The organism is Rhizobium sp. BK591 (assembly GCF_014195045.1).
Lineage (GTDB): Bacteria > Pseudomonadota > Alphaproteobacteria > Rhizobiales > Rhizobiaceae > Rhizobium > Rhizobium anhuiense.
Map to the genome: position 1 here is coordinate 70192 of NZ_JACIAZ010000008.1, position 23438 is coordinate 93629.

Below are 23438 nucleotides of genomic sequence, written 5' to 3' on the forward strand. Positions count from 1 at the left end.
TTGCTCGTTGGACATAGGCGCGGGTCGACGCCGTCAGCAGAGGTAGTGCAACTCCGTCCTTTGATTAGGCCCTTTCCGTTGCATACGGTTATCAATCTGGTTCATGAATGCGTGAGCCATAGTCACCCAAAGCCCAGTCCATGGTCATCTTCAAATCAGCTTCGAATGTGATTTGCGGGGTTACCGACCATGCCCTCGCCCTTATTCGTCGCATTACGTCACGCAGGCGTATGGATGACGCATTCCGCCTGCTGTTCGACGCATATGCCATCATCTTTCCCAGGCGTTCGCTTCATTATCGGCACCATGCCCCGCCTCAAGCACAGATAGGCAAACAATGATGAATATCGCGCAGATGCAGGAACAGCGACTGAAGGCGCTCGAATTGACCGGATCGGGCGCACCGAAGCGGCCTTCCAACCCGTTCTTCGGCGTCGGTCCGATCACGGATGCGACCACCGACGAAGTGGACAGCCGTCTTCGGAGCGCGGCCTTCGACGCGTGGATCGAGAAGACCTATCGCAAGTTCGATGACAGGGGTAACGACATCGGCGGCTTTACGACCGCCGAGATTTCCCGGAGCATGCATCGCGGCTATCCCGCAGACAAAATCCTGACCGACATGATGCGGGCGATCCATCGCTATTTCGGCTTTCCGAAGACGAACCGCATGGCAGTGGGACTCGGCGGCGGCCACAGCGGCTATACGGTCTGCATCCAGCATCTGATGAACGCCAACGACGCGACCCAGCATGTCTATGTCGATACGCCGCGGCCAGAGAGCGATCCCTCCAGGGCCGCCGGTTTCTTCCGCCAGTCTTGGGCCACGCAGTTGATCGAGATGCAGCGCTTCGCCGAAAAGGGCTGCGAGAGCCGCATTCATTTTGCCGCCTCCGAAGGCGTGATCCCGACGGCAGCGGAGCTGTCAGCCCTAGGCGTTTCGATCTTCGTCGGCGTCGGTCACGAAACGACCGGCGCCAATGCCTATACCAGCCGTGAGATCCGCGAACTTTTGAACTGGCTCGACGGCGATCCGGCAAATCGCCATGCGGTGTTCGATGCCACCTCGATGCTCGGCGCCATGCCGTGGGAGCCCGAACTGGTCAGCGCCGTCATGGCGAAGTGCTGCCTGTTCATGCCCTTCCAGAAGGCGATCGGCGGGGTTTCCGGCTATTTCGTCGCCTCCTTCACGCCGCATGCTTTGGCATTGATCGAGAAGAACCAGCAGGATCCGGCCTGGGCGATCCCACGCCAGTTGAAGATCGCACCGCCGATCGATCCGAGGCGGCCGTTTTCGGCGAAGCGCTCCGTCGATGCAGGGCCGTTCTACGATGCTGCCGAAGACCGCATGCTCGGCGGCGTCATCAACACCTACAGCGCGCTCGCTTTTGCCGAGACCACCTTCGGCCTGTTGCAGTCGGAGGCCCGGGTCGGCTCCGTCGTCGAGCTCAATCGCCGCTCTGCCGCCAATCGCAACGTGATCGACGACTGGGTCAAGTCGCATCCGCTTCTGTCGCTAACCGTCACCGATGCCGAGCGCCGCGGCGCGGCGGTGACGCTTCTGAAGGTCGAGGATGACGGCATCGCCGATGCCGACATCCATGCCCGCATCATCGCGCGATCGAAACAACTGCTCGGCTATGAGGGCATGACCCATCCGAACGGCGAATACGAGCCCGGCCTCGACGCGGCCCGCTACGTCAATGCTTTCCCGGGTACACCCGGCGACTACCGCGCCTGGGTTGGCGGCATCCGCGAGCCGGAAGATGTCGTCGCACTGCTGGAGAATCTGCAATACGCCTATCTGCGCGCCAAGATCGTCGTTCTCGAAGAGGAATTGGCGAAGGAGGGCGTCACGTTCGAGGCGCCTGCCGGCGCTGGTGCAGCGGCCCGCAAGGAGGATCCGGCGCGCGCCTATACCGTGCTGATCGCCGACCTGGTCGGCCTGCGCTTCGACGCCGGGGGGCAGCCGGATCACAGCGAGATCAAGGCATATATCGAGGAAAAGGGTGGCGTCTTCCACCTCGGGGCGCTGGGCGACCGATCGACGCTCGAGAAGGGCCGCGTCCATTTCTTCTATCAGCCAAACCTGAGCACGGAGGCAGAGATCCTGCCGCAAACCGACAGGGGCCAGTACGACGCGCTGATCGCAGCCGCGACCTTCATCCCAAAAGCCTCCGTATTTCCGCTCGGCGGCGTGCGCATCGGTGCAGGCACCGGCAATATGGGCTCGGCCTCCTGGGGTGGCGGCAATGGCGAGGGCGGCAACGCGCCGCTGATGAATACGCCGGGCATCAACAGCCGGGCGACCGCTCAGATGGCGATCAAGGCGATCCTGAAGGTCGTGCCCGATCTGCCGGTCGACAGGCTGCATCGGATGGTCGCCGGGGGCGACTTCGATACAGGCCGCCAGCTCAAGGATTTTCCGACCGCCAAGCTCGAAGGCCGGAAAATCGCCATTCTCGGCTATGGCAATATCGGCCGCGAAGTCGCCAAGCTCGCCAAGGCTTTCGGCATGAAGGTGGCGATCTACGCCCGCCAGCATCACCAGCGCTGGATTGAGGCGGAAGGCTTCGACTACGCCAAGACTCCGGTTGAAGCGGCGAGCGGCGCCGACATACTCTCCGTCCATATCGGTCTCGGCCGCCTGGACGGGTCAACCGGCGTCTATTCCAACGCCGGCACTGTCGATGCGAAGGTGCTCGGCGCTATGAAGGATGGCGCGGTGCTGGTCAACTACGATCGGGGCGAGGTCGTCGATGTCGCCGCGCTCGACGAGGCCCTGTCGTCGGGCAAGATTGCTCATGCGGCGATCGACGCCGACCTCTTCAAGGACGCCGCGACCGGCAAGCTCAGCGGGCCGATACTTCCTTACCTGCCACTCGAAGAGCGCCATAAGGGCAAGCTGGAACTGCTGCCGCACGCCGCCGCCGACACCGACCATCCCTCACGGGTGAACGGCGCCAAGCAGGCGGTCGACCAGATCTTCGACGTCATCCGCTTCAAATCGGTCACCAATCTCAAGGGCGACCTGCCGGAGGGTTACGTGTCGGCCGGCAGCCGCACGCCGGCAGGCATCGGCCGGGTAACGAAGCAGGCAGTCGCGGAGGCCGGCGGCAAGACGGAGATCCTCAACGAGTTGCAGCAGACCTCGATGAAGGTCGCGGCGATCCTGGGCGGGCTCTCGGCCGTTTCGGATCCCTGCCATCGCAGCCGGCTCATCGATCGCTACACCGCCCTGCTCGTCGAAAGCGCCGACCGGCAGCGGGCGCTGCTCGACCAACTCGGGCTCTACGGTCCGGCGGAGGACTAACTTGCTGGCGGCCAACCAGCGCCGCCGGTCTTTGATGTCGCTCTGATGCCGCCGTGTTGCCATGGCGGCATGATTTCGGTCCTTTGACGCTCCACATTTGAGGATCGACAGCTATCGCGCAGCCCGAAAACAGTCAGTCGGGCCAAACGCCGTCGAATGCGTCCGTCAACAGCGCGCGAATGGCCGGTTCGGTGACGGGCGCCGGGTTCCAATAGGGATTGGAAGTTGCCTCGATGGCCGCCGTCCCTATGCCTTCGGCCGGCATTCCGATCTGCGCAAGTGACAGGGGTGCCCCGATCTCCTGTGCGAGGTTGCGAAGCCCGGTTGCGGCATTGTCCGCTCGGAGTGCCCGCGCGACCTTCTGGGCCGCATCGGGAGCGGCCTGCATATTATACCGCATCACGTAAGGCAGGATCACGCTGTGGGTTTCGGCATGCGGCAGGTCGAACATGCCGCCCAGCGTGTGGCAAAGCTTGTGATGGAGCGCCATGCCGACGCAACCCAGGCTGATGCCGCAGAGCCATGCGCCGTAGAGAGCATCCGAGCGGGCCTCCACATCCAGGCCATCGCGGCCGATACGCGGCAATGCCCGCGCCAGGGCGCGGATCCCGTCCTCTGCCATCAGATCGGTCACCGGATTGCGGTCGCGAGCATAGAGCGCTTCAACCGCATGCGCGATCGCGTTGAGGCCGCTGACCGCAGATAGACCCACTGGCAGCCCCAATGTCAGCGAGACATCATAGATCACCGTTTCCGGCAGCACGCGATTGTCCCGAAGCGTTGTCTTGCTGCCATTTTCGGTCTGTCCGAGAATGGGTGTCATTTCCGACCCTGCATAGGTCGTGGGCACGATGAGCTGCGGCAAATCCGTGCGAAGCGCGATCGCTTTGGAAAGACCGGTGGTCGAGCCGCCGCCAATCGCGATCACGCCGTCGGCGCCGGCTTCCGCAGCGACCTTCATCGCCTCCATCGTCACCTCGACGGGAGTATGCATGACGGCGCCGGAAAAGACCGCGGCCTGGGGTCCGATCAGGCCCGCCACTCTTTCCGCTTCGCTCACCTGATGCGGCGTGGAGAGGACCAGCGGCCGGGACATGCCGAGCCGCTTGGCCTCATCGGCAAGCTGTTTGAGCGTGCCGGTGCCGAAAATCACGCGCGTTGCCAATCCGGTATAGACGAAGTCCTCCATCTCAGATCTCAGCCCTTTTTGTCAGCACGAAATCCCAGTCCACCTGCCAATAAGGCGCCTTGAGGCCCTCGTCCTCGCCCACGGCGTCCTCCTGCTGCGTCCGGAAATCGGCGATGAGACTCTCCTTCACTCCGAACACCGCATCCTGATCCAGATATTGGCAATCAGGGGGGAAGATATGGGTGACAACGGGATCATACCCCTCGGCGCTGACGATGAAATGGATATGCGCCGCGCGGTTCGGATGCCGGCCCAGGCGGCCCAGAAGCTTGCCCACCGGCCCGTCGTCGGGGATGGGATAATAGCGCGGCTTGACGGAGCGGAACCGATAGCTGCCCTCGCCGTCCGTCGTGAAGACACCACGCAGGTTCCAGTCCGGCTGCGTGCCCTTTTGCTGGACGTCATAGAAGCCGTCGTCATTGGTCTGCCAGACGTCGATCAATGCGTGCTCGATCGGATTGCCAGCGGTATCCCTGACGAAGCCGCCGACCACGAGCGGCTCGCCCTTGCCGTCGAGGCAGATATTCGCTCCCCGTGCATAACGCGGTGCTTCCGGCACGTAGAACGGACCGAGAATGGTGTTTTCCGTCGCGCCGGAAGGCCGGCGATGGTTGATCGCATCGACCAGCATCGAAACACCCAGCACATCTGAGAGCAGAATGTATTCCTGCCGCCATTCATTGCACATCTGGCCAGTTCTGGTGAGAAAGTCGATCGCCGTCAGCCATTCCTCATGAGTCGGCTCGATCTCTTTCACTGCAGCATGGAGATGCCGCACGAGAACCGACATGATCTCACGCAGGCGGGGATCGATATCCCCGCCCATGCGCGCATTGACGGCCTCGACCGAGTTTTCTTCGGTGAAAAGCGGGTACTTCGTCGCAGCCATCTCACCCTCCATCAAATGCCGAAGAGCAGTTTGGCATTTGTCCGGCCGATTTTCACCCTGTCCGCCTCCGCAATCGTCGTGGTGTCGAACCAATCGGCGGCATGATCGATATTCTCGAACGGCCAATCGGTCGAAAACAGGATCCGGTCGGCGCCGATTTCCAGCATGGCATCGATCAGCGTCTGGGTGCGGAAATTGCCTGAAGTCGTGATGTAGAAATTCTCGTTGAAATAGTCGGCGATGCGGCGTTTGGCCGGATATTTCGGCGGCACCTTGACCCAGGCGTTACGATTGTCGATGCGCCACATCATGTAGGGCAGACCTTCGCCCATATGGCCGAGGATGATACGGAGGTTCGGGTGTTCGTCGAAAAGTCCCGATCCCATGAGGCGCAACGCGTGGACCGCCGTCTCCTGGGCGAAGGCCCAGGTCGGCCCCATCAGCCAGGGGTGGCCCTCATAGATGCGGCTGTCCTCAGCCAGCGGATTGCGCGGGTGCAGATAGAAGGGCACATCGAGCGCGGCGACCGTCGCCCAGAAGCCGCGATATTGCGGCAGGTCGTAATAGAGCAGCGCATTGGTATCGGCGCGCTGGCTGAAGCCGTTGACCAGGGCTCCGACGAAGCCCATGTCCTTCACGCACCGTTCCAGCTCCCGTGCGGCGGCCTCGGGATCCTGGAGCGGCAGGGCCGCAAAGGCGCGAAAGCGGTCGGGACGTTTGGCGCATTCTTCGGCCAGCGCATCGTTGGCGCGGCGGGCAATATCTATGGCCCGTCCGGTTTCGGCGATTGCCTGGACGGCCGGTGCGTTGAGCGACAGGATCATGGTCTCGATCCCGTGCGCATCCATCAGCTTCAGTCGTTTGTCCTGAATGTCGAGCAATCGGGACTGAAGCTCTGTCCAGTAGTCTCCCGGGACGAAACCCGCCGAATCCATCAGCGTCTCGGGAATGGCGAAATGCTCTTCGAGCGCGATCTTGCCTTGCATGTTTCTCCTCCAACTTTCTCGTTTTAATATTGACCCTTGGGCTCGAGGCCGAGCATGTGCTGGCCGACCATCGTGCCGACGGCGTCCCAGTTCATGCTGATATGACGGCCGACGGCGTTGGCGTCGCGCCAGGCGCGCTGAACCGGATTGTCCATGTTGAGGCCAAGTCCGCCGGTGGAAGCGTTCAGGGCTTCGACGGCCCGGAGCGCCAGGGTGACGGCAAAGGACTGGCCGCGCCGGCTGAGCAATCTGTCCTCGATGGTGAATTCTCGTCCTGAACCCGCCAGCTCCTCGGCGCGCGCCACATCCCGGAGCAGGATCTCGCGGGCTGCGTCGACACTGGCAGCGGCATCCGCCACCCTGAGCTGGATTGTCGCAAATTCTGCCATGCGGCTGTTGCCGCCCGCGACCGCCCCCCGGGTCACACGGCTACCTGTTGATGCGACATAGCTTTCCAACGCGCCTTTCGCGGCGCCGACAGCGGCGGAAGCGAGGCAGGACGGAATGCCGGTGAGAAGCGGCATGTTGAAAAGGCCCTTGTCGGCATAGAGGCCGGCGCCCGGCGTCCGGCCGCTGGTGGCCTCCGGGAAAGTGAGCACGCGATGCTTCGGCACAACGACATTGGCGAGAATGAGGGTCTTGGAGCCGGTGCCCGCCAGTCCCGCGACATCCCATGTGTCTTCGATTTCATACTGCGTCGCAGGCACCAGCAGGAAGGCCGGAACCGGCTTGCTGGCACCTTCAGCGGGCAGGACGGCGGCGCAGAGCGACCAGTCGGCATTCTCGCAGCCGCTGGCAAAAGCCCAGCGGCCGTTCAGCCGATAACCGTCTTCGGTGGCCTCGGCCAAGGAGGCGGGCGCATAGGAGCCGCAGAGAAGCGCATCCGGATTTTTGCCCCAGACGTCATCCTGCGCGGCCTTCGGAAACATTGCGAGCAGCCATTGATGGGCTGCAAGAAGACCCGCGACCCAGCCGGTCGAGGCACAGGCCGAGGCCAGTTCGAGATTGGCGTCGACGAGATCGGCGAAAGGCCCGGGCGCGCCACCATAAGCGGCCGGCTTGACCGCATCGAAATAACCGGCAGCGCGAAGAGCTGCGATGTTTTCCGCCGGTACCCGGCGTGCCTTTTCGGTTGCCTGCGCACGGTCCTTGAAGGCCGGCAGGAGCGGCAGGATGCGGTCCTTCAGTACAGCGCCGCGAATGGGGCGTGCGATATTATCGGCACCGCCTTCGATGATCTCAAGCTTCATATTCTCCTCCTTGGCGGGATCAAGCCGCCGGCTGCGAGACGCAGTAGCGGGCGTCCTCGTAGATGAGCGGTATGGTGTTGGGGTCGACGGTCGCGTGAACGACCTGCCCGATGAAAAGTGTGTGAGTGCCATAGGGCACGGCAGCCATGCGGCGGCAGACGACATTGGCGTTGGCGCCGTCGAGGAGCTGCATTCCGGCTTCGTGCCGCCGCCAGTTCGCCAGTCCGAAGCGCGCATGCGGCTCGACTTTGCCGGCGAATGCCTCAGACAGCGGCCGCTGCGCGTGACTGAGGACATTCACCGCGAAATCCGGCTGACAAAGCAGCATTTCGTGCAGCAGGGTCCTGTTGTTGAGACAGACCACAAGCGAGGGCGGATCCATGGAAACGGAGGTGACCGCCGTGACCGTCATGCCATGGTCGACACCGTCCTTCACCGCCGTGATCACGGTCACTGTCGCTGGAAATTTGCGCATTGCGGCACGAAAATTCGCGCCGACCACTCCATCGGATAAAATCTGCATGATCTCTCTCCCATTCCGATTTCCATCAATTATTTGCATTTGCAATTATTGTCAACGCAAATAATTTTCCGTTCGTGATGACGAGAGCTGCGATTGGATAACCTGCAGATGCGTTCCCACCGCCTGCCGAAGATAATTTTGATCGCACCATATTTTCTATTGCAATATTTGCATTTGCAATATTCTATTGTCTTACGCATCGGGTGGGAGAGGATTATCGGGCAGCGTGCCTAGCGCGCCGTTCAGAAGCCCGATGACGACGGAGGTAATCTTTGATTTTCTAGGCTCCAGGACAGCTGAAGCCTTTTTCAAAGCGAGATCACGGAGGAGGAGCCATGTCTTCGCAGGAAATGAGCGCCATGGTGGCGCAGACCAAAACGACGGCAAGTGTCATTGCCATGTGCGGCTTCATGATATTGTTCGACGGCTATGACCTGGTCGTCTATGGGGTAATCGCACCAGCGCTACTCAAACAGGCGGAATGGGCGCTGGATCCATCCCTCGTCGGCCGTGCCGCCGCCTTGACCCTGTTCGGCATGCTGCTGGGTGCGGCAATCGCCGGGACGCTCGCCGATCGCATCGGCCGGAAAAAAGTCGTTCTCGGCAGCCTCGCCAGTTTTTCCTTCATGATGATCGCCAGCGGGCTTGCTCCGAACTTCCCGGTCTTCGCAGCCACGCGTTTCCTGAGCGGGCTCGGGCTCGGCGCACTTCTGCCGACCGTAACCGCGCTCATTCTCGAATTTTCGCCCGCCAAACGGAAGGCGCTGGCCAACTCCCTGTCCTTCATGGGCTATCTGCTGGGCGGCATCCTTTCCGGCATTCTCGGCATGCTTCTTCTTGAGCATTACGGCTGGCGCCCCCTGATGATCATTGGCGGCGCGCCTTTGCTGGCACTGCCGTTCCTGATCAAATCACTGCCCGAATCGCCCGACTGGCTCGCCGCCAAGGGCCGCCGCGCCGAGGCCGACGCGGTTTGCGACAGCTTTAGCCTGGAACGGGTTCCGCACCAGCCGACAACTTCGGAAAAACAGGGCGTACGGGCGCTGTTTGCGGAAGGGCGGCTTGCGCTGACGCTGAATGCCTGGGCGATTCACTTCTGCTCTCTGTTGCTGACTTTCGGCATGGTGAACTGGCTGCCGACCATCATGAACAAAATGGGCTACGACATCAGTTCGGCGCTGCTGTTTGCAATCATGCTCAATGTCGGCGCCGCCATCGGTATCGTCATTGCCGGCCGGATTGCCGATAGGGGCCATGTGAAGATGACTGTCGCCGTGCTGTTCGCCATCGGCGCTGGGGCGATCTACATGCTCACACTGAAGCAGGGTGTTTTCATGTACGCGCTTGTCGCTCTTGCCGGCGCTGGAACGATCGGCACCCAGATCCTCTCGAATGTTCTGGTTGGCCGCTTCTATCCAGTCCAGATCCGCGGAACCGGGCTCGGATTTTCGCTCGCGGTCGGCCGCCTTGGTGGCATGGCCGGGCCGCTGATCGGCGGCGCAGTGCTGCAGCGGGGGCTCGCACCGGAGTGGAACTTCTACATCTTCGCCATAGCGGCCGTGGTCGGCTGCGCTTTGACGGCCCTCACCTTCCTCCATGGCACGACCGAAAAGGGAGACGTCGTCGTGCACTGACTAGCTAAGGCAAGCACGCCCGCGACCATGGCCGGCCTCGATGAGGCCGGCTTTCATTTGTCCTGACGAACGCGACTTTTGATTGCACATGCTCTCGCCTAAGGCTATTCAGTGCGGATGCAATAGTTGTGAGCGAAAATGTCCTATCGATTTACCGGATCCTTTCCCTACCTTCTCAATCGCGTCGGCGTGCGCATGGGGGAGCTTTTTTCGGAGCGGCTGCACGATTTTGACGTTACCTTGCCCATGTACCGCGTCCTTGCGATCCTGAAGCAGGAGGGACCGCAAAGGCTGACAGATCTGAGCCCCATGGTTACGGTCGAGCTCTCCACCCTGTCGCGCCTGGTCACTGTGATGAAGAAGAAAGAACTGGTGTCGCGCACCCGGCCCGACGACGGCCGCACGGTTTCGATTGCGCTGACCCCCTCGGGCGATGCGCTGGTGCAGAAATTGATGCCGCTCGCAGCAGAATTCGAGGCGGTCGGCGTCGAGACGTTCAGCGAGGCGGAGGTGGCCTGGCTGAAATCGGCGCTGAAGATCATCCATACCAACCTGGACAAGCTCGAAGCACGCTGATCTGCTGATGTGGACGCAGGCCCGTCCCGATGGCGCAAAGGAGCGCGGGGAAGGCCCCGCACCACCTTCGACACGCCATCTTGATGACTATCCGAAGAGCAGCAGACCCGTCCGCGATTCTCCTGAATTCTCCGTACAATGTGGTTTTGATGCAGATAGGTAGCTGCCCACGTGTTCGCGGTCCATCGGCTTGTTAAACAAATAGCCCTGGAGGGTGGTGCAGCCCATTTCCAGCAAGCACATCGCCTGCCGATGGCTTTCGACGCCCTCCGCCGTGACCTTCATGTCGAGCTTCCGCGCCAGGTTGAGCACCAGTTCTACGATTGCGAGGCTCGATTCATCCACGAGCATGGTGTCGATGAAGCTCTTGTCGATTTTGATGATATCGACGGGCAGGCTCCGCAAATGTGTCAGCGATGCATAGCCCGTCCCGAAATCATCGAGCGCCACGGCCAAGCCTCTTTTCCGCAAACGTTGCAGCGTTGTTGCAACAGTGTCTTCCAAGCCCTGCAGGAAGACGGTTTCCGTCACTTCGAGCACGAGCTTATCGAGCGGAATGCCTCTCGACGCGAACGCACCAACGATGCGGCTTTCCAGGTCACCCCTCATGAAATCAGAGGCGCTGACATTGATGCCAACCCGTCCGAAACTCAGCCCCCGGTCCATCCATTTGCAGATATCGGTCGCGACATGATCGAGCATGCATGTCGTAATGTGATGGGAAACACTCGAGTCCGTGAAGGCTTCATGAAATTGCGCCGCCGATACGACTGATCCATCGGGACGTTGCATTCTCACCAGCGCTTCAAACGCCCATACCTGACCGTCGGCGCAGCTCACGATTGGCTGATAATGCGGCACCATTCGATGCTCGGTAAGCGCCAACTCCACCTCTCGGACGATCTGAATGCGATGGGCTATCCTCGAACGCAGGCTGGGCTCATATTGAACGTAGCTTCCACGCCGTGTTTCCTTGGCGTGATACAGGGCGAAGTCTGCGTTTTGCGAAAGCGTCGCCGCATCCATTTCACCTTCCGAAATCGCGCCTCCCACGGTTATCGTGGGATTTATCGTTGATCCCGCGACCTCCAGAGGGCGGCCGATATATTCAATCAGGTGTCGCGCGAGTGAACGCATTACCCGCGCGTTTGCGGGTGCGTCCAGAACAACCGAGAATTCGTCGCCGCCGAGGCGAAAGACCTTTCCGCGCTTTCCCAAGCGCTCGTCCAGACGAGATGCCACGCCTTTCAGCAGCAGGTCACCGGTCGCATGGCCCAGGATATCGTTCACCTGCTTCAGGCGATCGACGTCGACCAGCAGCAAACCAATGGAGGCGGCATCCGTCGCTGTGAGCCTCGCCATGTGAGCATTGTATGCCGCCCGGTTGGCAAGCCCGGTCAGGGGATCGGCATTTGCCGCCTGCAGCAAGCGTTGCTCGTAGCGCACTTTTTCGGAAACATCCTGAACGATGCCGAACAAACGTTTTGGCTCACCGTGCAGGTGTTCGATATCGCTGACCACGCGAATCCATCGTTCTTCGCCTTCTGGCGTTATGATGCGATACTCTTTGTCAACGCCGATCTCCGAGCCATTCAGGAGACCGCGAATCCTGCGACTGACGCCGTCGCGCTCTTCCGGAGCATAGCAGCCGATCACCTCCTCCGAGGTCATTCGTTTACCGACCGGCAATCCGACAGTGCGATAAATCTGGTCCGACCAGATGATCGTACCGGTGTTGAGATCCATCTCAAAGCCACCGACTTTGGCAGAGCGCTCGGTCTGTTCGAACCGAGCCTGCTTCAACTCCGGTTCACGTTGCTGCTCTTTCAGCTGGCTTTGCTGACGATGCTCCCGAATCAGGCCCACGATGACGCTTGCCAAGTTACGGAGCTGTTCGATATCCCGATCGCCGAAACGGCGGGTCTTCGTATCGAGGACACAAAAACTGCCGTAGCAGGTCTCCCCTTCCAAAAGCGGAACGCCCGCGTAGAATTGGACGGAACACTCGTTCACGAATGTGTTTTCCCAAAAGCGGGAATCTTTCCCGGCATCTTCAACGACGAGCGGCAACCCTGTTTCCACAACATGTCCGCAAAAGGAATGCTCGCGTGACGTCTCTTTCAAAGTGAAGCCTTGCTGGGCCTTGAACCACTGCCGCTGCTCGTCGACGAACGAAACCAATGCCATCGGCATGTTGAATATATTGCAGGCCAGACGGACGATAGCGTCGAACTCTGTCGTCGGCGGTGTATCGAGAATGCTTGCCTCGTGGAGAAGGTTCAATCTTTCATCTTCGGTAAGGGACATGCGACCTTACTCCTCGCAGTGCTGCGTGACGCGGAGTGAGACCCTTCATGGATCATGGAAGCGGACGAACTTGCCGCCGACAGCAATTTTCTGGGTTGATCAGAATTCTTCCCAATCAGACTTCAGCGCGGCGGCCGCCGACCCGCGCTGGACGGACGCGGCGGGCGAGGTACGAACAACTTTCAAAGCCGTCGGTGCGGGCACATGACGATCCGCCTGCGTGGATGAAAGTCTCGATCTCGGAGCATCGTCGAAACGGAACTGTTCAAGAAGCTTGAAAAGTGCGGCGGCCTCGCGTGCGAGGCCATGGCTCGCAGCCGTCTGTTCCTCGACCATCGCGGCATTCTGCTGCGTTCCCTGGTCGACGGTGTTGATGGCCTGGTTGATCTCGCCGAGCGCCGTCGATTGCTCGCGCGCCGCCTCCACGATCGCCGTGACATTGGTGTTGATGTCGTGAACCTGACTGGCGATTTCCTGAAGCGCGGATCCGGCATTCGTGACGAGGGCGACGCCCTTTGCGACGTGAGAACCGGAGGCTGTAATCAGGCTCTTTATCTCCTTTGCAGCTTTCGCCGACCGCTGCGCCAACTCCCGGACCTCCTGAGCAACGACCGCAAAACCCTTGCCGGCCTCCCCTGCCCGTGCCGCCTCTACGCCGGCATTGAGCGCCAAGAGGTTCGTCTGGAAGGCAATCTCATCGATGACGCCGATGATATTGGAAATTTCGCGCGACGAGGTTTCGATCTGGTCCATCGCTCCGATCGCATCACGAACCACCTGGCCGGAATGTTCCGCATGGTCTTTGGTGCGGGAGACGAGTTGACCGGCCTCCTCGGCGCGGCGGCTCGAATCCTTGACCGTCGTCGTGATTTCCTCAAGGGCGGCCGCCGTCTCTTCGACGGATGCCGCTTGCTGCTCGGTACGCTTTGCCAGGTCGTCGGCGGCGGTGCGGATTTCGTTGGAACCGGCCGAGATCGCCTTGGCATTTTCGGCCACCGTTGCCATCGCGTCCTTCAACTTTTCCGAAGCGCTGTTGAAGTCGGTGCGCAGCCGTTCCAGCGAAGGAATGAAAGGCTTCTGGATCGTCTGCGACAGGTCGCCATCTGCAAAATTCGTCAGGCAACGGGCGAGCTGTTCGACATTCTCGACACGCGCAGTGACATCGGTTGCGAACTTCACGACTTTGAACACTTTGCCGTTCAGGTCGAAGATCGGATTATAGGAAGCCTGGATGTAAACCTTCCGTCCGCCCTTGCCCACACGCATGAATTCGTCGGCAACCAGTTGGCCGCCCGCAAGTTTCCGCCAGAATTCCTTGTAGGCCTCCGACTTGGAATAGTCGCCTTCGCAGAACATCGAGTGATGCTTGCCCTGGATTTCGGCAAGCGAATAACCAAGAGCGGTCAGGAAATTGTCGTTTGCGGTCAGGATTTCGCCGGCCGGCGTGAATTCGATGATCGCCTGAGCCCGGGACAATGCGTCGATCTTGCCCGCATGCTCGGCAGATATCAGCTTCTGCGCGGTGATATCGGTTGCAATCTTGATGACCTTGACCGGCTTCCCGCGACGGAACACCGGATTGTAGGACGCTTCGATCCAGACCTCGCGCCCGCCTTTGCCGAGCCGTTTATACTGTCGTTGATCGAATTTTCCTGCTGACAGCTTCGTCCAGAAAGCCTTGTATTCTGCCGAGGATGCATAGGCAGTTTCGACAAACATGCTGTGATGTTTTCCGACGATCTCCCTCAACTCGTAACCAAGCGCCCTGCAGAAGTTTTCGTTTGCGGTGAGGATTTTGCCCGACAAATCAAACTCGATCATGGCTTGCGAATTCGATAGAGCCGCCAGAACAGCGACAGCATTTGCACCACGATCAAGAATATTCACTCGCAAATCCTCCTAGATTCATCGCTGTCGATCCAGCCATTTTGCGAATATTCGCTCATGCTCATTAACGGGGATTTAATTATGAATGTGACGTGCAGTATAATTTATTTTCAACCAGCGCTGCATTCATCAGGCGCATCCGGGGGCAAAGACAGCCGGCGGCCCGCCCTGCCGCGGGCAGCGATGCAGCCTCCCCGGGAACGGCGCACTGCGGGCCGCTCAGCTGCTTTTCAACTGCGCCACCGCAAGCAGCGTGTCAGCGCTTATTGTCGACGAGCCGGTCAGGATCGAAAGGGCTGACGACGTGGTGCCCGTACCGTTGGCCATGTCATACATGGCGGTGAAGCGTTGGATCAGATCGTCGACTTTGTCAGGATCCGACAGATCCTCCATGTCGATGAAATTGTTGACCATCTCGGCTTGCTTCTCGACGTCCATATTCGAGACGTAACTGGACAGGTTGAAGGTCGTCGTAAAGAACTCGAAGAGCGCGCTGTCGCCCAGAATATCATAGGCGTTCGAGATCTCCGGCGCCTTGCGTTCGAAATAGAGGGCAAGGCGCACGCCGGTGTTGCTGTCGCCCTGATCGTCTTCGAGCGTCAGCCTGACATAGGAGTCGATCGTTTCCAGCACGTCGCCGCGCTGCTGCACGGTCCCGGTCGGATCGGCGGAAATATTGCCGTCCTGATCGAAATTGAACGAGCCGACGAGTTCGGCGAAACGATTGTCGTCCTGCTTGTTGACATAACTATCTTCGTCGTCGAGATCGGAAGAGAACATCTTCTTCAGTTCGTCCGACGTGACATCGTCCGGATCGAGCCCCTTCGCCTCAAGCGCGAAGCTAACCAGGCGATCGTCGGCCAGGAATTCGCTGGCCGTCGTGATCGTCGCCATCTGCTCGCGAAAATAGGTGATCTCGTCATTCGCCGCGTCGGTCGCCTCGGTCAGCTCGTCGCCTTCAAGGTATCGGATCTTGTTCTGCTTGTAATAGGCGGCGTAGTCGTCGACGACGGATTCCGACATGGCCTGCAAGGGAACGGTGACGTCGCCATTGTCGTCGAAGTTGAATGCTTTGCGAAAGGCTACGAACCGGTCGTCCTTCAGGCTGTTGACATAGCTTTTCGAGTCCGTGGGATCGCTTTCGAGAATTTTCCGGACCTCGCTTCTCGAAACGCTGTCGGGGTCTATATCATAGGCGCGCAACGCCATTTCCCACAGTTCGGGGAGATCGTCGTTGTCGTCATCGTCGTCATCGGCATTCGACACGAGGAAATCATCGATCGAGGTGACGCTGGCGATGCGCGTCGTATAGTTGTCGGTGGCGTCTTCCGTGCTGGTATTGGCGACCAGCACTTCATAATTTTCATCGAAGGCTGCCGTGGTCGTGGCGGTCTGGTCCGAGGTCTGGGCGGTGTCGCCATCGGCAAGCGCGCCGTCCTCGTCGAAATTGAAGGCCTCGTGCAGGTCGGACAAGCCGATCGCTTCGGCGATGTCGGCGCTTTTCAGGGCCGCCGAAATGTAGCTGTCGGATTCGTCGTCGGAAAGACCGTAGGCAATCCTGAGATAGCCGACCAGCTTGTCGTCGCTCATCAATTGGTCGACGGAGGTGATGTTGCCAATTTCAGCAGCGAAATAGGTGTCGTAGGCCTCCCCGGTTTCCGTGGACGCGATCGTCGACGAGGCCACCGCATAGCCACTCGTCACCAGCGAGATCTGGTCTTCCGACATCACATCGCCGTCGGTCGAGCCATCCTCGTTGAAGTTGAAGGCCTTTGCCAGGCTGACATAGACGTCGTCGCCGAGCTGGTTGACGAAACTGTCGGCATCATCCAGATCGCTCGTCAAAACCTGCTTCAGGAAGCTGCTGGACGTGTATTCGGTGCTGAGGCCGAAGGCCGTAAGCGCATAGTTCTTCAGTCTGGAGCTCGACAGGAAATCATCGACCGAGGTGATCGACGAGATATTCTCTTCGAAATAATCCGTCTCATCCGTGATGTCGTCCGCCTCGGTGTCGAAGGATTCCTCATAGGCATCGAGCAGATTGTCCCGCTGCACGTCTGACTGCGCCGTCTTCGTCTCGCCCCCGAATTTGAAGGCGGCGGCGAATTCGGCATAGCGGCTATCGCTCAAAGTGTTGGCGAAACTCGATGAATCGCTGAGGTCGCTTTCCAGCACCTTCTTCATGAAGGCCTTGGCATAGGTCATGTCCTCTAGCCCGTATGCCTTCATGGCATAGGAGTAGAGTTTGTAATCGCCCATGAATTCATCGACCGTCGTGACCTTGTCGATGTTTTCCTTGTAGTAGTCACTGTCGCGGGAAACCGTTGCCTGTGAAGCCACACTCGAGAGACTGGCGCTCAGATTTCTGGCGACCGAGAGGTAGCTCACATAGGTGGAAACCAACGCCTGTCCCTTTCATGAGCATGCGCGCGCGAAAGCCTGCCGGCCGCCACGGTTGAAACTTTTCATGTTTGCTGAGATGTTGCCGCCGTTCATGGCGCTGACGGACCGCATTCATGCGGCCGAATCAATTTAATAGAACCACATGGTACTATAATTCTTCGAAAATGCAACAGGACGTCGAAAGCCGAGGGATCGCGGCTTTATCGGGTCACGCGGCGCCGACGCCCGCGGCAAAGATTGCAATGCAGCGCCGGAGATGGGCAAGCAGTGCCGCCCGGTCGGGCCAGGCCTGAGCACGCCCTTCCGGCGGCCCCATGCCACCGAAGATCATATCCATCAGCATGCGGGCTCCGCTGGTCGGATCATCAAGCGACAGCCTGCCTTCGGCCCTGCGGTCGCTCAGCCAGTCGGCAAGCTGCTGCCGGCTGGCACGCATGCCTTCGCGCTGCAGAATGTCGACGAGTTCGGGAAACTGCCCCGCTTCGCGAAAGACGAGTTGCAGGAAACCGGCACGATCGGCATCCTTGTCCTCATCCATGTCGATCATGAAGATGCGTTCAAGGCTCTCGGCGATCGAGAGATCTTCTGGAGGCCGTGGCAGGTCGAGCATCATGCGCCGATGAGCACCGACCACGGCGGCAAACAGCTCTTCCTTGCTCTGAAACAGCTTGTAGAGCGTCTGTTTCGAAACACCCGCCTCGGTGGCGACGACCGCGGTCGTGCTTCCGGCGTAGCCGTATTTTACAAAAACGCGGCGGGCAATCTCGACGATATGCACGCGCTTGTCATCATCGCTGGAGACTTTCGGCCGGCCCCGTTTGCGCGGCTCATCTGCGGGATCGTCGGCAACATCCATGATGATCTAGACCGCCTCATCGAAGCACAAGCCGACGCCCGCAGAAAGGAGACTACGATTTCTGAGGGACGATTTTTTCGGTTGTGGCATTAGTAATTTCGATTTAGAGAACTCATCAGTTCTGTAATGCGTTGCATCCCCACCCTCTAGCGATGGAGCGCTTATGACGACCATTTCCGCCGCAACGTCAATGTCTTCCTATTCCTATAGCAAGAGTTCGACGTCAGCGTCCCAGGACGTCCTATCCTGTAATACGGTTTCGGCAAAAAAATCAACCACAACCCAGCAGCTCAGCGAAGACGCGGCCAACAGCGCTGAGAAACTCATGTCGCAGTTGATGTCGCTGACGATGAACGGCCTCGCCGATCAGTCCGCTTCCAGCGAGCAGCAGGACGGCGGCGCAGACATGGACGTTGCGCAGCTGGACAGCGACGGCGACGGCTACGTCAGCAAGGCCGAGTTCGTCGCAGCCCGGCCGTCCGATGTGTCGGAGGATCAAGCCGGCACGCTGTTCGACAGCTTCGACAGCGAAGGTGCCGGCTCGCTATCGGTCGATGCGCTGACCGAAGCCATGTCCGCCCAGCAGTCGGAACGTGCCGAGGGGCCGCCACCCCCGCCACCTTCCGACGATGACGATCTTGCATCCCTGCTCTCCGATCTCGATACCGACGGCGACGGGCAGGTAAGCAAAGCCGAATTCGTTGCAGGTCGGCCGTCCGATGTGAGCGAGGAGCAGGCCGGCACGCTGTTCGACAGCTTCGACAGCGAAGGTGCCGGCTCGCTATCGGTCGATACGCTGACCGAGGCCATGTCCGCTCAGCAGTCGGAACGTCCCGAAGGACCGCCGCCGTCGTCCAGTGACGATGACGATGACCAGTTTGCATCCCTGCTCTCCGATCTCGATACGGATGGAGACGGGCTCGTGACACTGGACGAATTCATGGCGGGTAAGCCGGACGACGTCACCGAAAGCCAGGCGAGCCAGCTCTTTAGTCTGCTCGACACGTCGGGCACCGGTTCATTGTCTGCACAGTCCACGAGCTGACGGTCGTTAAGCCGTCGCCATTGCGGTCGCTGGAGGATCTGCACTGAGACGGTTTTAAAGCGACCCGGCAGTTGAGCCGGCAGAGCCTTCAGTCGGGTCGCTTCCGAAATATGGAAATGTTGAAGTGTGCGCCGTCACAGGCGCACGGATAACCAGCGCGCGGATGAGCCGAAGCGCCTATCGCCATCACGGGGTCAGTCCAGACAATCAGATCATCGACCGGTGTCGGCTTTTGCACGGCGCCAGCGATGTCGTGCGCCCGCCATCCGGGCTCTGGAAGCCTTTCGTCACATGGCATGTTCCCAAACCTTAAAGGATCGAGCCATGAGCATTTTTGGAAGCATGAAAACCGCCGTCTCCGGCATGAGCGCCCAGGCAAACCGGCTCAGCACGGTTTCCGACAATATCGCCAATGCCAACACCACCGGCTACAAGGCCGTTTCCACGTCCTTCTCGTCGCTGGTCCTGCCGTCTTCGTCGGGCAATTACAATTCCGGTGGCGTTCAGACATCCGTGCGCCAGGCGATTTCCGAACAGGGGGACATCTCCTACACGACCTCCGATTACGACCTGGCGATCTCGGGAGACGGGTTCTTCATCGTGCAAGGTGCCGACGGCACGCCGGTGCTCACCCGGGCCGGCGACTTCTCTGTCGACAGCGACGGCAATCTCGTCAACGGCGCCGGCTACACGCTGATGGGATATTCCTATGATTCCGGCGTGCCGGCGGTGGTCGTCAACGGTTTTGACGGCCTGGTGCCGGTCAACGTGTCCCAGTCGGGATTGAGCGCAGTTGCCTCGAGCAGCGCCTATTTCAGCGGCAACCTGAACTCCGAAGCGACCGTCGTTACCGATACGACGACTTTGCCGAGCGCCAACACGTCTGATGTCACCGACGACACGCAGAAAATGTCGCTGGTTGCCTATGACAGCCTCGGCGCTACCGTCCAATACGACTACTATTTCACCAAAACCGGTGTGACGACGGATTCAAGCGGCGCGGTCACCGGAAGCACCTGGGAGGTCGCGGTTTATCGCAATGCCGACGCAACCACCGGCGGCACGACGTCCTTCCCCTACTCCTCCGACGCCGTCAGCGTCGCGACGCTCTCCTTCGACGCCGACGGACAGCTCACCTCGGCGACCGACACGGATATCGTCGATCCGACGACGGCACAGACGATCACCATGGACTATTCGGATTTCACCCAGCTCGCCTCCGACTTCTCGGCGACGGGCTCGGCCGACGGCCAGGCCGCGAGCGCTGTGAGTGCGGTCTCGATCGGCACGGATGGTGTGGTGTCGGTCTCCTATGCCAACGGCACGACGAAGTCTCTCTACCAGATTCCTCTCGCGACGGTCGCAAGCCCCGACAATCTGACGCTGCTCAGCGGCAACGTCTACACCGCCAACGGAATGTCCGGCGTGACGGTAACCGGCTTCCCGCAGACCAACGGCCTCGGCTCCATCCAGTCCGGCGCTCTCGAAAGCTCGAACGTCGATCTCGCCGGCGAACTGACGGAGATGATCGAAGCGCAGCGCAGCTATACCGCCAATTCGAAGGTGTTCCAGACCGGCTCCGATATCATGGATGTCCTCGTCAATCTGAAACGATAGGGAGGGCGTCGGCATGTCGCTCACCTCCGCCTTAAACAGCGCACAAAGCATCTTCAACAATACCGGCCAGCAAAGCAGCGTCGTCTCGACGAACATCGCCAATGCAGGAAACTCCGACTATGTGAGACGGGAAGCGTCGATCACGACATCCCTTTCCGGCGCGCAGGTCGTCAGCATCAGCCGGGCGCAGGAAACCGCGCTTCTGTCTCAGTACCTGCAGACGAATTCCAAGGACAGCGCCCAGCAAACGCTTCTGACCGGCCTTGAAAGCTTGAAGTCGCTGGTGGGCGGCAATGACTACGAGACCTCGCCAAGCACTTATCTCGCGGCATTCCAGCAGGCGCTCCAGACGTTCGGCACCTCGCCGAGCAGCACGACCGCGGCACAATCGGCCGTCACCGCCGCGCAGGATCTTGCCAATTCGCTGAATACCGCAAGCGACGGCGTTCAGTCGATCAGAACCGACGCCGACGCGGAAATCGCCACGCAGGTCTCGACGCTGAATACGCTGCTGTCGCAGTTCGAGACGGCAAACAACGCAGTCAAACTGGCGACATCGACCGGCGCGGATACATCCTCGGCGCTCGACGAGCGCGAAAAGCTCTTGAAGCAGATCTCCTCGATCGTCGGCGTCAATTCCGTCGTCCGCAGCAATAACGACATGGCGCTCTACACCTCGGATGGCACCGTGCTGTTCGAGACTGTACCGCGCACCGTCTCATTCACCTCGACAGCAACCTATGTCGCGGGAACGGAGGGCAATTCCGTCTACATAGACGGGGTTGCGCTCGACGCCGGCGAAGGATCGACGACCACTGCCTCGGGCAGCCTGCAGTCATTGCTGCAGCTTCGCGACGAGGTCGCCCCGACCTTCCAGGCCCAGCTCGACGAGATCGCCAAATCGCTCGTCCAGATCTTCTCCGAAACCGACGGCAGCACGAGCGCACCCGGACTTTTCGTGTGGACGACAGCATCGGGCGCAACCGGGACAACGCCGTCCGACACCGACGATATCACCGGGATCGCGTCCACCATCTCGGTCAATACAGCCGTCGTCACGAGCGACGGCGGCGATGCGACGAAGCTGCGCGATGGAACGATCAGCGGCATCACCGATCTCAACACGTCGGGAGACAGCGGCTTCTCGGACAATCTCGACGCCCTGTACGAGGCATTGACGGAACAGCGCTCCTTCTCTTCCGATGCCGGCCTCTCCACGACGCAAAGCCTGACGGACTATGCCAGCGCCTCCATCGGCTGGCTCGAGCAATATCGCAGCGATGCGACGACGGCCTCCGAAACCACTTCGGCGGCCCTGTCGCGCTCCGACGAGGCTTATTCCAATGAAGCGGGCGTGAACCTCGACGAGGAGCTGACGCTGCTTCTCGACATCGAACAATCCTACAAAGCGGCGACGAAAATCCTGAACGTCATCGACGACATGTTCAAGTCGCTCCTCGACATAGCGAGCTAGTCATGAAAGCATCTTTTGTCTCATCATCGGCGATGCAAAACGTTCTCAAGCTGACCATCAGCCAGTCCCAGTCCAAGCTGCAGAGCGCTTCGACAGAGGCAACGACGGGAACCTACAGCGATATCGGTACGGCCCTTGGTGCCGGCGCTGCAAAGTCGCTCAACTTCACCAGCGCCATCAACCAGGCCGCGTCGTTTCAAACGAGCAATTCCGTCGTCGCATTGCGCATGGACGCGTCGCAGACGGCCCTTTCAAACCTCAAGGATGCCGGCGACAGCCTGGTTTCGAACCTGACCGCGCTTCAGGCGAGCCAGGATACGACGAGTATCGCCGTCGCCTTGCAGACAGCGAGCTCCACGGTCTCGCAACTGATCTCGACGGCGAATACGGCCGTCAACGGCGAGTTCCTGTTTGGCGGGACAAACCTCGACAGCCAGCCCCTGACCGACCAAACTTCCACGGTCTCGGATACGATCGTGACGGCGCTGAGCGACTATGCAACCGGCCTCGGAAAAGACGTGAACGAGCTGACGGGCGAGGAAATCGGCACATTCATCACCGACACGGTCGAGCCGATGTTTTCCGAGAGCGCCTGGACGGACTCTGCAGACGGCTGGTCGACTGCCTCGAGCACCGACATGACAAGCCGGATCAGCGGATCGGAAACCATCACCTCGTCCACCAACGCGAATTCGGAAGGCATGCGTTATCTCGCGCTTGCATCCGTCGTCGTGTCGTCCCTCTTCGGTCAGGATCTCGCATCCGATGCGCAGAGCACCGTTGCATCCAAGGCTATCGCTTATGCGGCGCAGGCAACGGCCGGCATCGTCACGCAGCAAAGCGAGCTCGGCCTCTCGCAGGAGCGGGTCGAAAAGGCAAATGACGCCCTCGACGCTCAATCAACCCTGCTTCAGGGAAAGCTCGTCGATCTCCAGGGCGTGGATGTCTATGAGGCGTCGACACTCGTCAACCAACTGCAAACGCAACTGGAAACGGCCTATACGCTCGTCTCGAAACTCCAGGGCCTGAGTTTGGTCAATTACCTCTGACGGATCTGACATGAAGGAGTTCAAGCGCTTGCAGATACCAGCCTTAAGCAAACAGCCGAGCACGGATTGCTCCGAAATCGTGACGGAAGCCGCCTTCGCGCTCGCTGCCGGCATCATCGATACAATCCCTTTCGTCGGCTGCAAACTCGACGAACAACAGCCGCGGGCATGGCCGCGATCAGGCGTTTTCACCGATGACGGCGTCGAGATGACCGGCACGCCGCCCGAAATATTCGAGCTTTGCGAGCTCTTGGCCGGCCATATCGAGAAAGGCGCGTCATTCGATGTCTTCGAGGTTTTCCACAAGATTGCACGTATCGACCGGCTGATCGACTGGCGCCATGGCGCGGTGCTTTCACCCGAGCCGCATCCGGTAACTCATTAACGGACCACGCTAAATCTCGTCTCGAAGGCGGCGTGACAACGGCCGCGCCGCCCGG

General features: G+C 60.1%; 17 protein-coding genes. 8 read left to right on the plus strand and 9 right to left on the minus strand.

Translation table 11 applies throughout. The features are described 5' to 3' along the window. Positions 1-337: 337 nt before the first annotated feature. A complete protein-coding gene (locus FHX10_RS29140) occupies positions 338-3313 on the plus strand; it encodes an NAD(P)-dependent oxidoreductase (protein WP_047619743.1) in 2976 nt (991 codons plus the stop codon). A 133-nt stretch (positions 3314-3446) separates the two neighbouring features. Here the strand turns inward: FHX10_RS29140 and FHX10_RS29145 are convergent, their stop codons facing one another. Genes FHX10_RS29145 through FHX10_RS29165 form a run of 5 tightly spaced genes read right to left on the minus strand, consistent with a single transcriptional unit; the run spans position 3447 to position 8150 of the window. Next, positions 3447-4502: a maleylacetate reductase gene (locus tag FHX10_RS29145; protein WP_048338505.1), complete on the minus strand. Its 1056-nt coding sequence runs from the start codon at positions 4500-4502 to the stop codon at positions 3447-3449. Between the two features lies 1 nt (position 4503). Then, positions 4504-5391 (minus strand): intradiol ring-cleavage dioxygenase, encoded by an 888-nt coding sequence (locus tag FHX10_RS29150; RefSeq protein WP_047619783.1) that lies wholly within the window; start codon positions 5389-5391, stop codon positions 4504-4506. An 11-nt stretch (positions 5392-5402) separates the two neighbouring features. Then, positions 5403-6377, minus strand: coding sequence for a gamma-resorcylate decarboxylase (gene tsdA / locus FHX10_RS29155; RefSeq protein WP_047619739.1), 975 nt, complete (start codon positions 6375-6377; stop codon positions 5403-5405). A 23-nt stretch (positions 6378-6400) separates the two neighbouring features. After that, positions 6401-7627 (minus strand): acyl-CoA dehydrogenase family protein, encoded by a 1227-nt coding sequence (locus FHX10_RS29160; protein ID WP_052213517.1) that lies wholly within the window; start codon positions 7625-7627, stop codon positions 6401-6403. A 19-nt stretch (positions 7628-7646) separates the two neighbouring features. After that, positions 7647-8150, minus strand: coding sequence for a flavin reductase family protein (locus FHX10_RS29165; protein ID WP_047619736.1), 504 nt, complete (start codon positions 8148-8150; stop codon positions 7647-7649). Between the two features lie 335 nt (positions 8151-8485). Between FHX10_RS29165 and FHX10_RS29170 the strand changes: the two genes are divergently transcribed. Both FHX10_RS29170 and FHX10_RS29175 read left to right on the plus strand, forming a co-directional pair. Next, positions 8486-9784 (plus strand): MFS transporter, encoded by a 1299-nt coding sequence (locus tag FHX10_RS29170; protein WP_063473682.1) that lies wholly within the window; start codon positions 8486-8488, stop codon positions 9782-9784. A gap of 138 nt (positions 9785-9922) precedes the next feature. Beyond that, positions 9923-10360: a MarR family winged helix-turn-helix transcriptional regulator gene (locus FHX10_RS29175; RefSeq protein WP_047619733.1), complete on the plus strand. Its 438-nt coding sequence runs from the start codon at positions 9923-9925 to the stop codon at positions 10358-10360. Between the two features lie 87 nt (positions 10361-10447). On the opposite strand, the gene FHX10_RS29180 is transcribed toward FHX10_RS29175, so the two are convergent. The 4 genes from FHX10_RS29180 to FHX10_RS29195 all read right to left on the minus strand — a co-directional run bounded on the left by FHX10_RS29180 (position 10448) and on the right by FHX10_RS29195 (position 17813). After that, positions 10448-12667: an EAL domain-containing protein gene (locus tag FHX10_RS29180; RefSeq protein WP_183845295.1), complete on the minus strand. Its 2220-nt coding sequence runs from the start codon at positions 12665-12667 to the stop codon at positions 10448-10450. A 99-nt stretch (positions 12668-12766) separates the two neighbouring features. Next, positions 12767-14554 carry a methyl-accepting chemotaxis protein gene (locus FHX10_RS29185; protein ID WP_063473684.1) on the minus strand — a complete coding sequence of 596 codons (1788 nt, stop codon included), beginning with the start codon at positions 14552-14554 and terminating at the stop codon, positions 12767-12769. 219 nt (positions 14555-14773) lie between these two features. Beyond that, positions 14774-16957, minus strand: coding sequence for a DUF1217 domain-containing protein (locus FHX10_RS29190; RefSeq protein WP_063473685.1), 2184 nt, complete (start codon positions 16955-16957; stop codon positions 14774-14776). A 208-nt stretch (positions 16958-17165) separates the two neighbouring features. Beyond that, positions 17166-17813, minus strand: coding sequence for a TetR/AcrR family transcriptional regulator (locus FHX10_RS29195; protein ID WP_063473686.1), 648 nt, complete (start codon positions 17811-17813; stop codon positions 17166-17168). 163 nt (positions 17814-17976) lie between these two features. On the opposite strand from FHX10_RS29195, the gene FHX10_RS29200 reads away from it, so the two are divergent. From FHX10_RS29200 to FHX10_RS29220, 5 genes are all read left to right on the plus strand, one after another. After that, on the plus strand, positions 17977-18858 hold the full coding sequence (locus tag FHX10_RS29200) for an EF-hand domain-containing protein (RefSeq protein ID WP_063473687.1): 882 nt from the start codon (positions 17977-17979) through the stop codon (positions 18856-18858). Between the two features lie 324 nt (positions 18859-19182). After that, the gene (locus FHX10_RS29205) at positions 19183-20475 is read left to right on the plus strand and encodes a flagellar hook protein FlgE (RefSeq protein ID WP_047619723.1); all 1293 of its coding nucleotides are present in this window, start codon (positions 19183-19185) and stop codon (positions 20473-20475) included. 13 nt (positions 20476-20488) lie between these two features. Continuing rightward, positions 20489-21949: a flagellar hook-associated protein FlgK gene (gene flgK, locus FHX10_RS29210; protein ID WP_047619722.1), complete on the plus strand. Its 1461-nt coding sequence runs from the start codon at positions 20489-20491 to the stop codon at positions 21947-21949. A 2-nt stretch (positions 21950-21951) separates the two neighbouring features. Then, positions 21952-22998, plus strand: a complete 1047-nt coding sequence (locus FHX10_RS29215) for a flagellar hook-associated family protein (protein ID WP_063473688.1) — start codon at positions 21952-21954, stop codon at positions 22996-22998. Positions 22999-23008: 10 nt separating this feature from the next. Beyond that, positions 23009-23383 carry a hypothetical protein gene (locus FHX10_RS29220; protein ID WP_063473689.1) on the plus strand — a complete coding sequence of 125 codons (375 nt, stop codon included), beginning with the start codon at positions 23009-23011 and terminating at the stop codon, positions 23381-23383. The last annotated feature ends 55 nt before the right edge of the window (positions 23384-23438 follow it).

What these genes read in the sequence shown, in the direction of transcription:
- FHX10_RS29140 (WP_047619743.1), top strand. Translation starts at nt 338, where the DNA reads ATGATGAATATCGCGCAGATGCAGGAACAGCGACTGAAGGCGCTCGAA.
- FHX10_RS29145 (WP_048338505.1), bottom strand. Translation starts at nt 4,502, where the DNA reads ATGGAGGACTTCGTCTATACCGGATTGGCAACGCGCGTGATTTTCGGC.
- FHX10_RS29150 (WP_047619783.1), bottom strand. Translation starts at nt 5,391, where the DNA reads ATGGCTGCGACGAAGTACCCGCTTTTCACCGAAGAAAACTCGGTCGAG.
- tsdA (WP_047619739.1), bottom strand. Translation starts at nt 6,377, where the DNA reads ATGCAAGGCAAGATCGCGCTCGAAGAGCATTTCGCCATTCCCGAGACG.
- FHX10_RS29160 (WP_052213517.1), bottom strand. Translation starts at nt 7,627, where the DNA reads ATGAAGCTTGAGATCATCGAAGGCGGTGCCGATAATATCGCACGCCCC.
- FHX10_RS29165 (WP_047619736.1), bottom strand. Translation starts at nt 8,150, where the DNA reads ATGCAGATTTTATCCGATGGAGTGGTCGGCGCGAATTTTCGTGCCGCA.
- FHX10_RS29170 (WP_063473682.1), top strand. Translation starts at nt 8,486, where the DNA reads ATGTCTTCGCAGGAAATGAGCGCCATGGTGGCGCAGACCAAAACGACG.
- FHX10_RS29175 (WP_047619733.1), top strand. Translation starts at nt 9,923, where the DNA reads ATGTCCTATCGATTTACCGGATCCTTTCCCTACCTTCTCAATCGCGTC.
- FHX10_RS29180 (WP_183845295.1), bottom strand. Translation starts at nt 12,667, where the DNA reads ATGTCCCTTACCGAAGATGAAAGATTGAACCTTCTCCACGAGGCAAGC.
- FHX10_RS29195 (WP_063473686.1), bottom strand. Translation starts at nt 17,813, where the DNA reads ATGGATGTTGCCGACGATCCCGCAGATGAGCCGCGCAAACGGGGCCGG.
- FHX10_RS29200 (WP_063473687.1), top strand. Translation starts at nt 17,977, where the DNA reads ATGACGACCATTTCCGCCGCAACGTCAATGTCTTCCTATTCCTATAGC.
- FHX10_RS29205 (WP_047619723.1), top strand. Translation starts at nt 19,183, where the DNA reads ATGAGCATTTTTGGAAGCATGAAAACCGCCGTCTCCGGCATGAGCGCC.
- flgK (WP_047619722.1), top strand. Translation starts at nt 20,489, where the DNA reads ATGTCGCTCACCTCCGCCTTAAACAGCGCACAAAGCATCTTCAACAAT.
- FHX10_RS29215 (WP_063473688.1), top strand. Translation starts at nt 21,952, where the DNA reads ATGAAAGCATCTTTTGTCTCATCATCGGCGATGCAAAACGTTCTCAAG.
- FHX10_RS29220 (WP_063473689.1), top strand. Translation starts at nt 23,009, where the DNA reads ATGAAGGAGTTCAAGCGCTTGCAGATACCAGCCTTAAGCAAACAGCCG.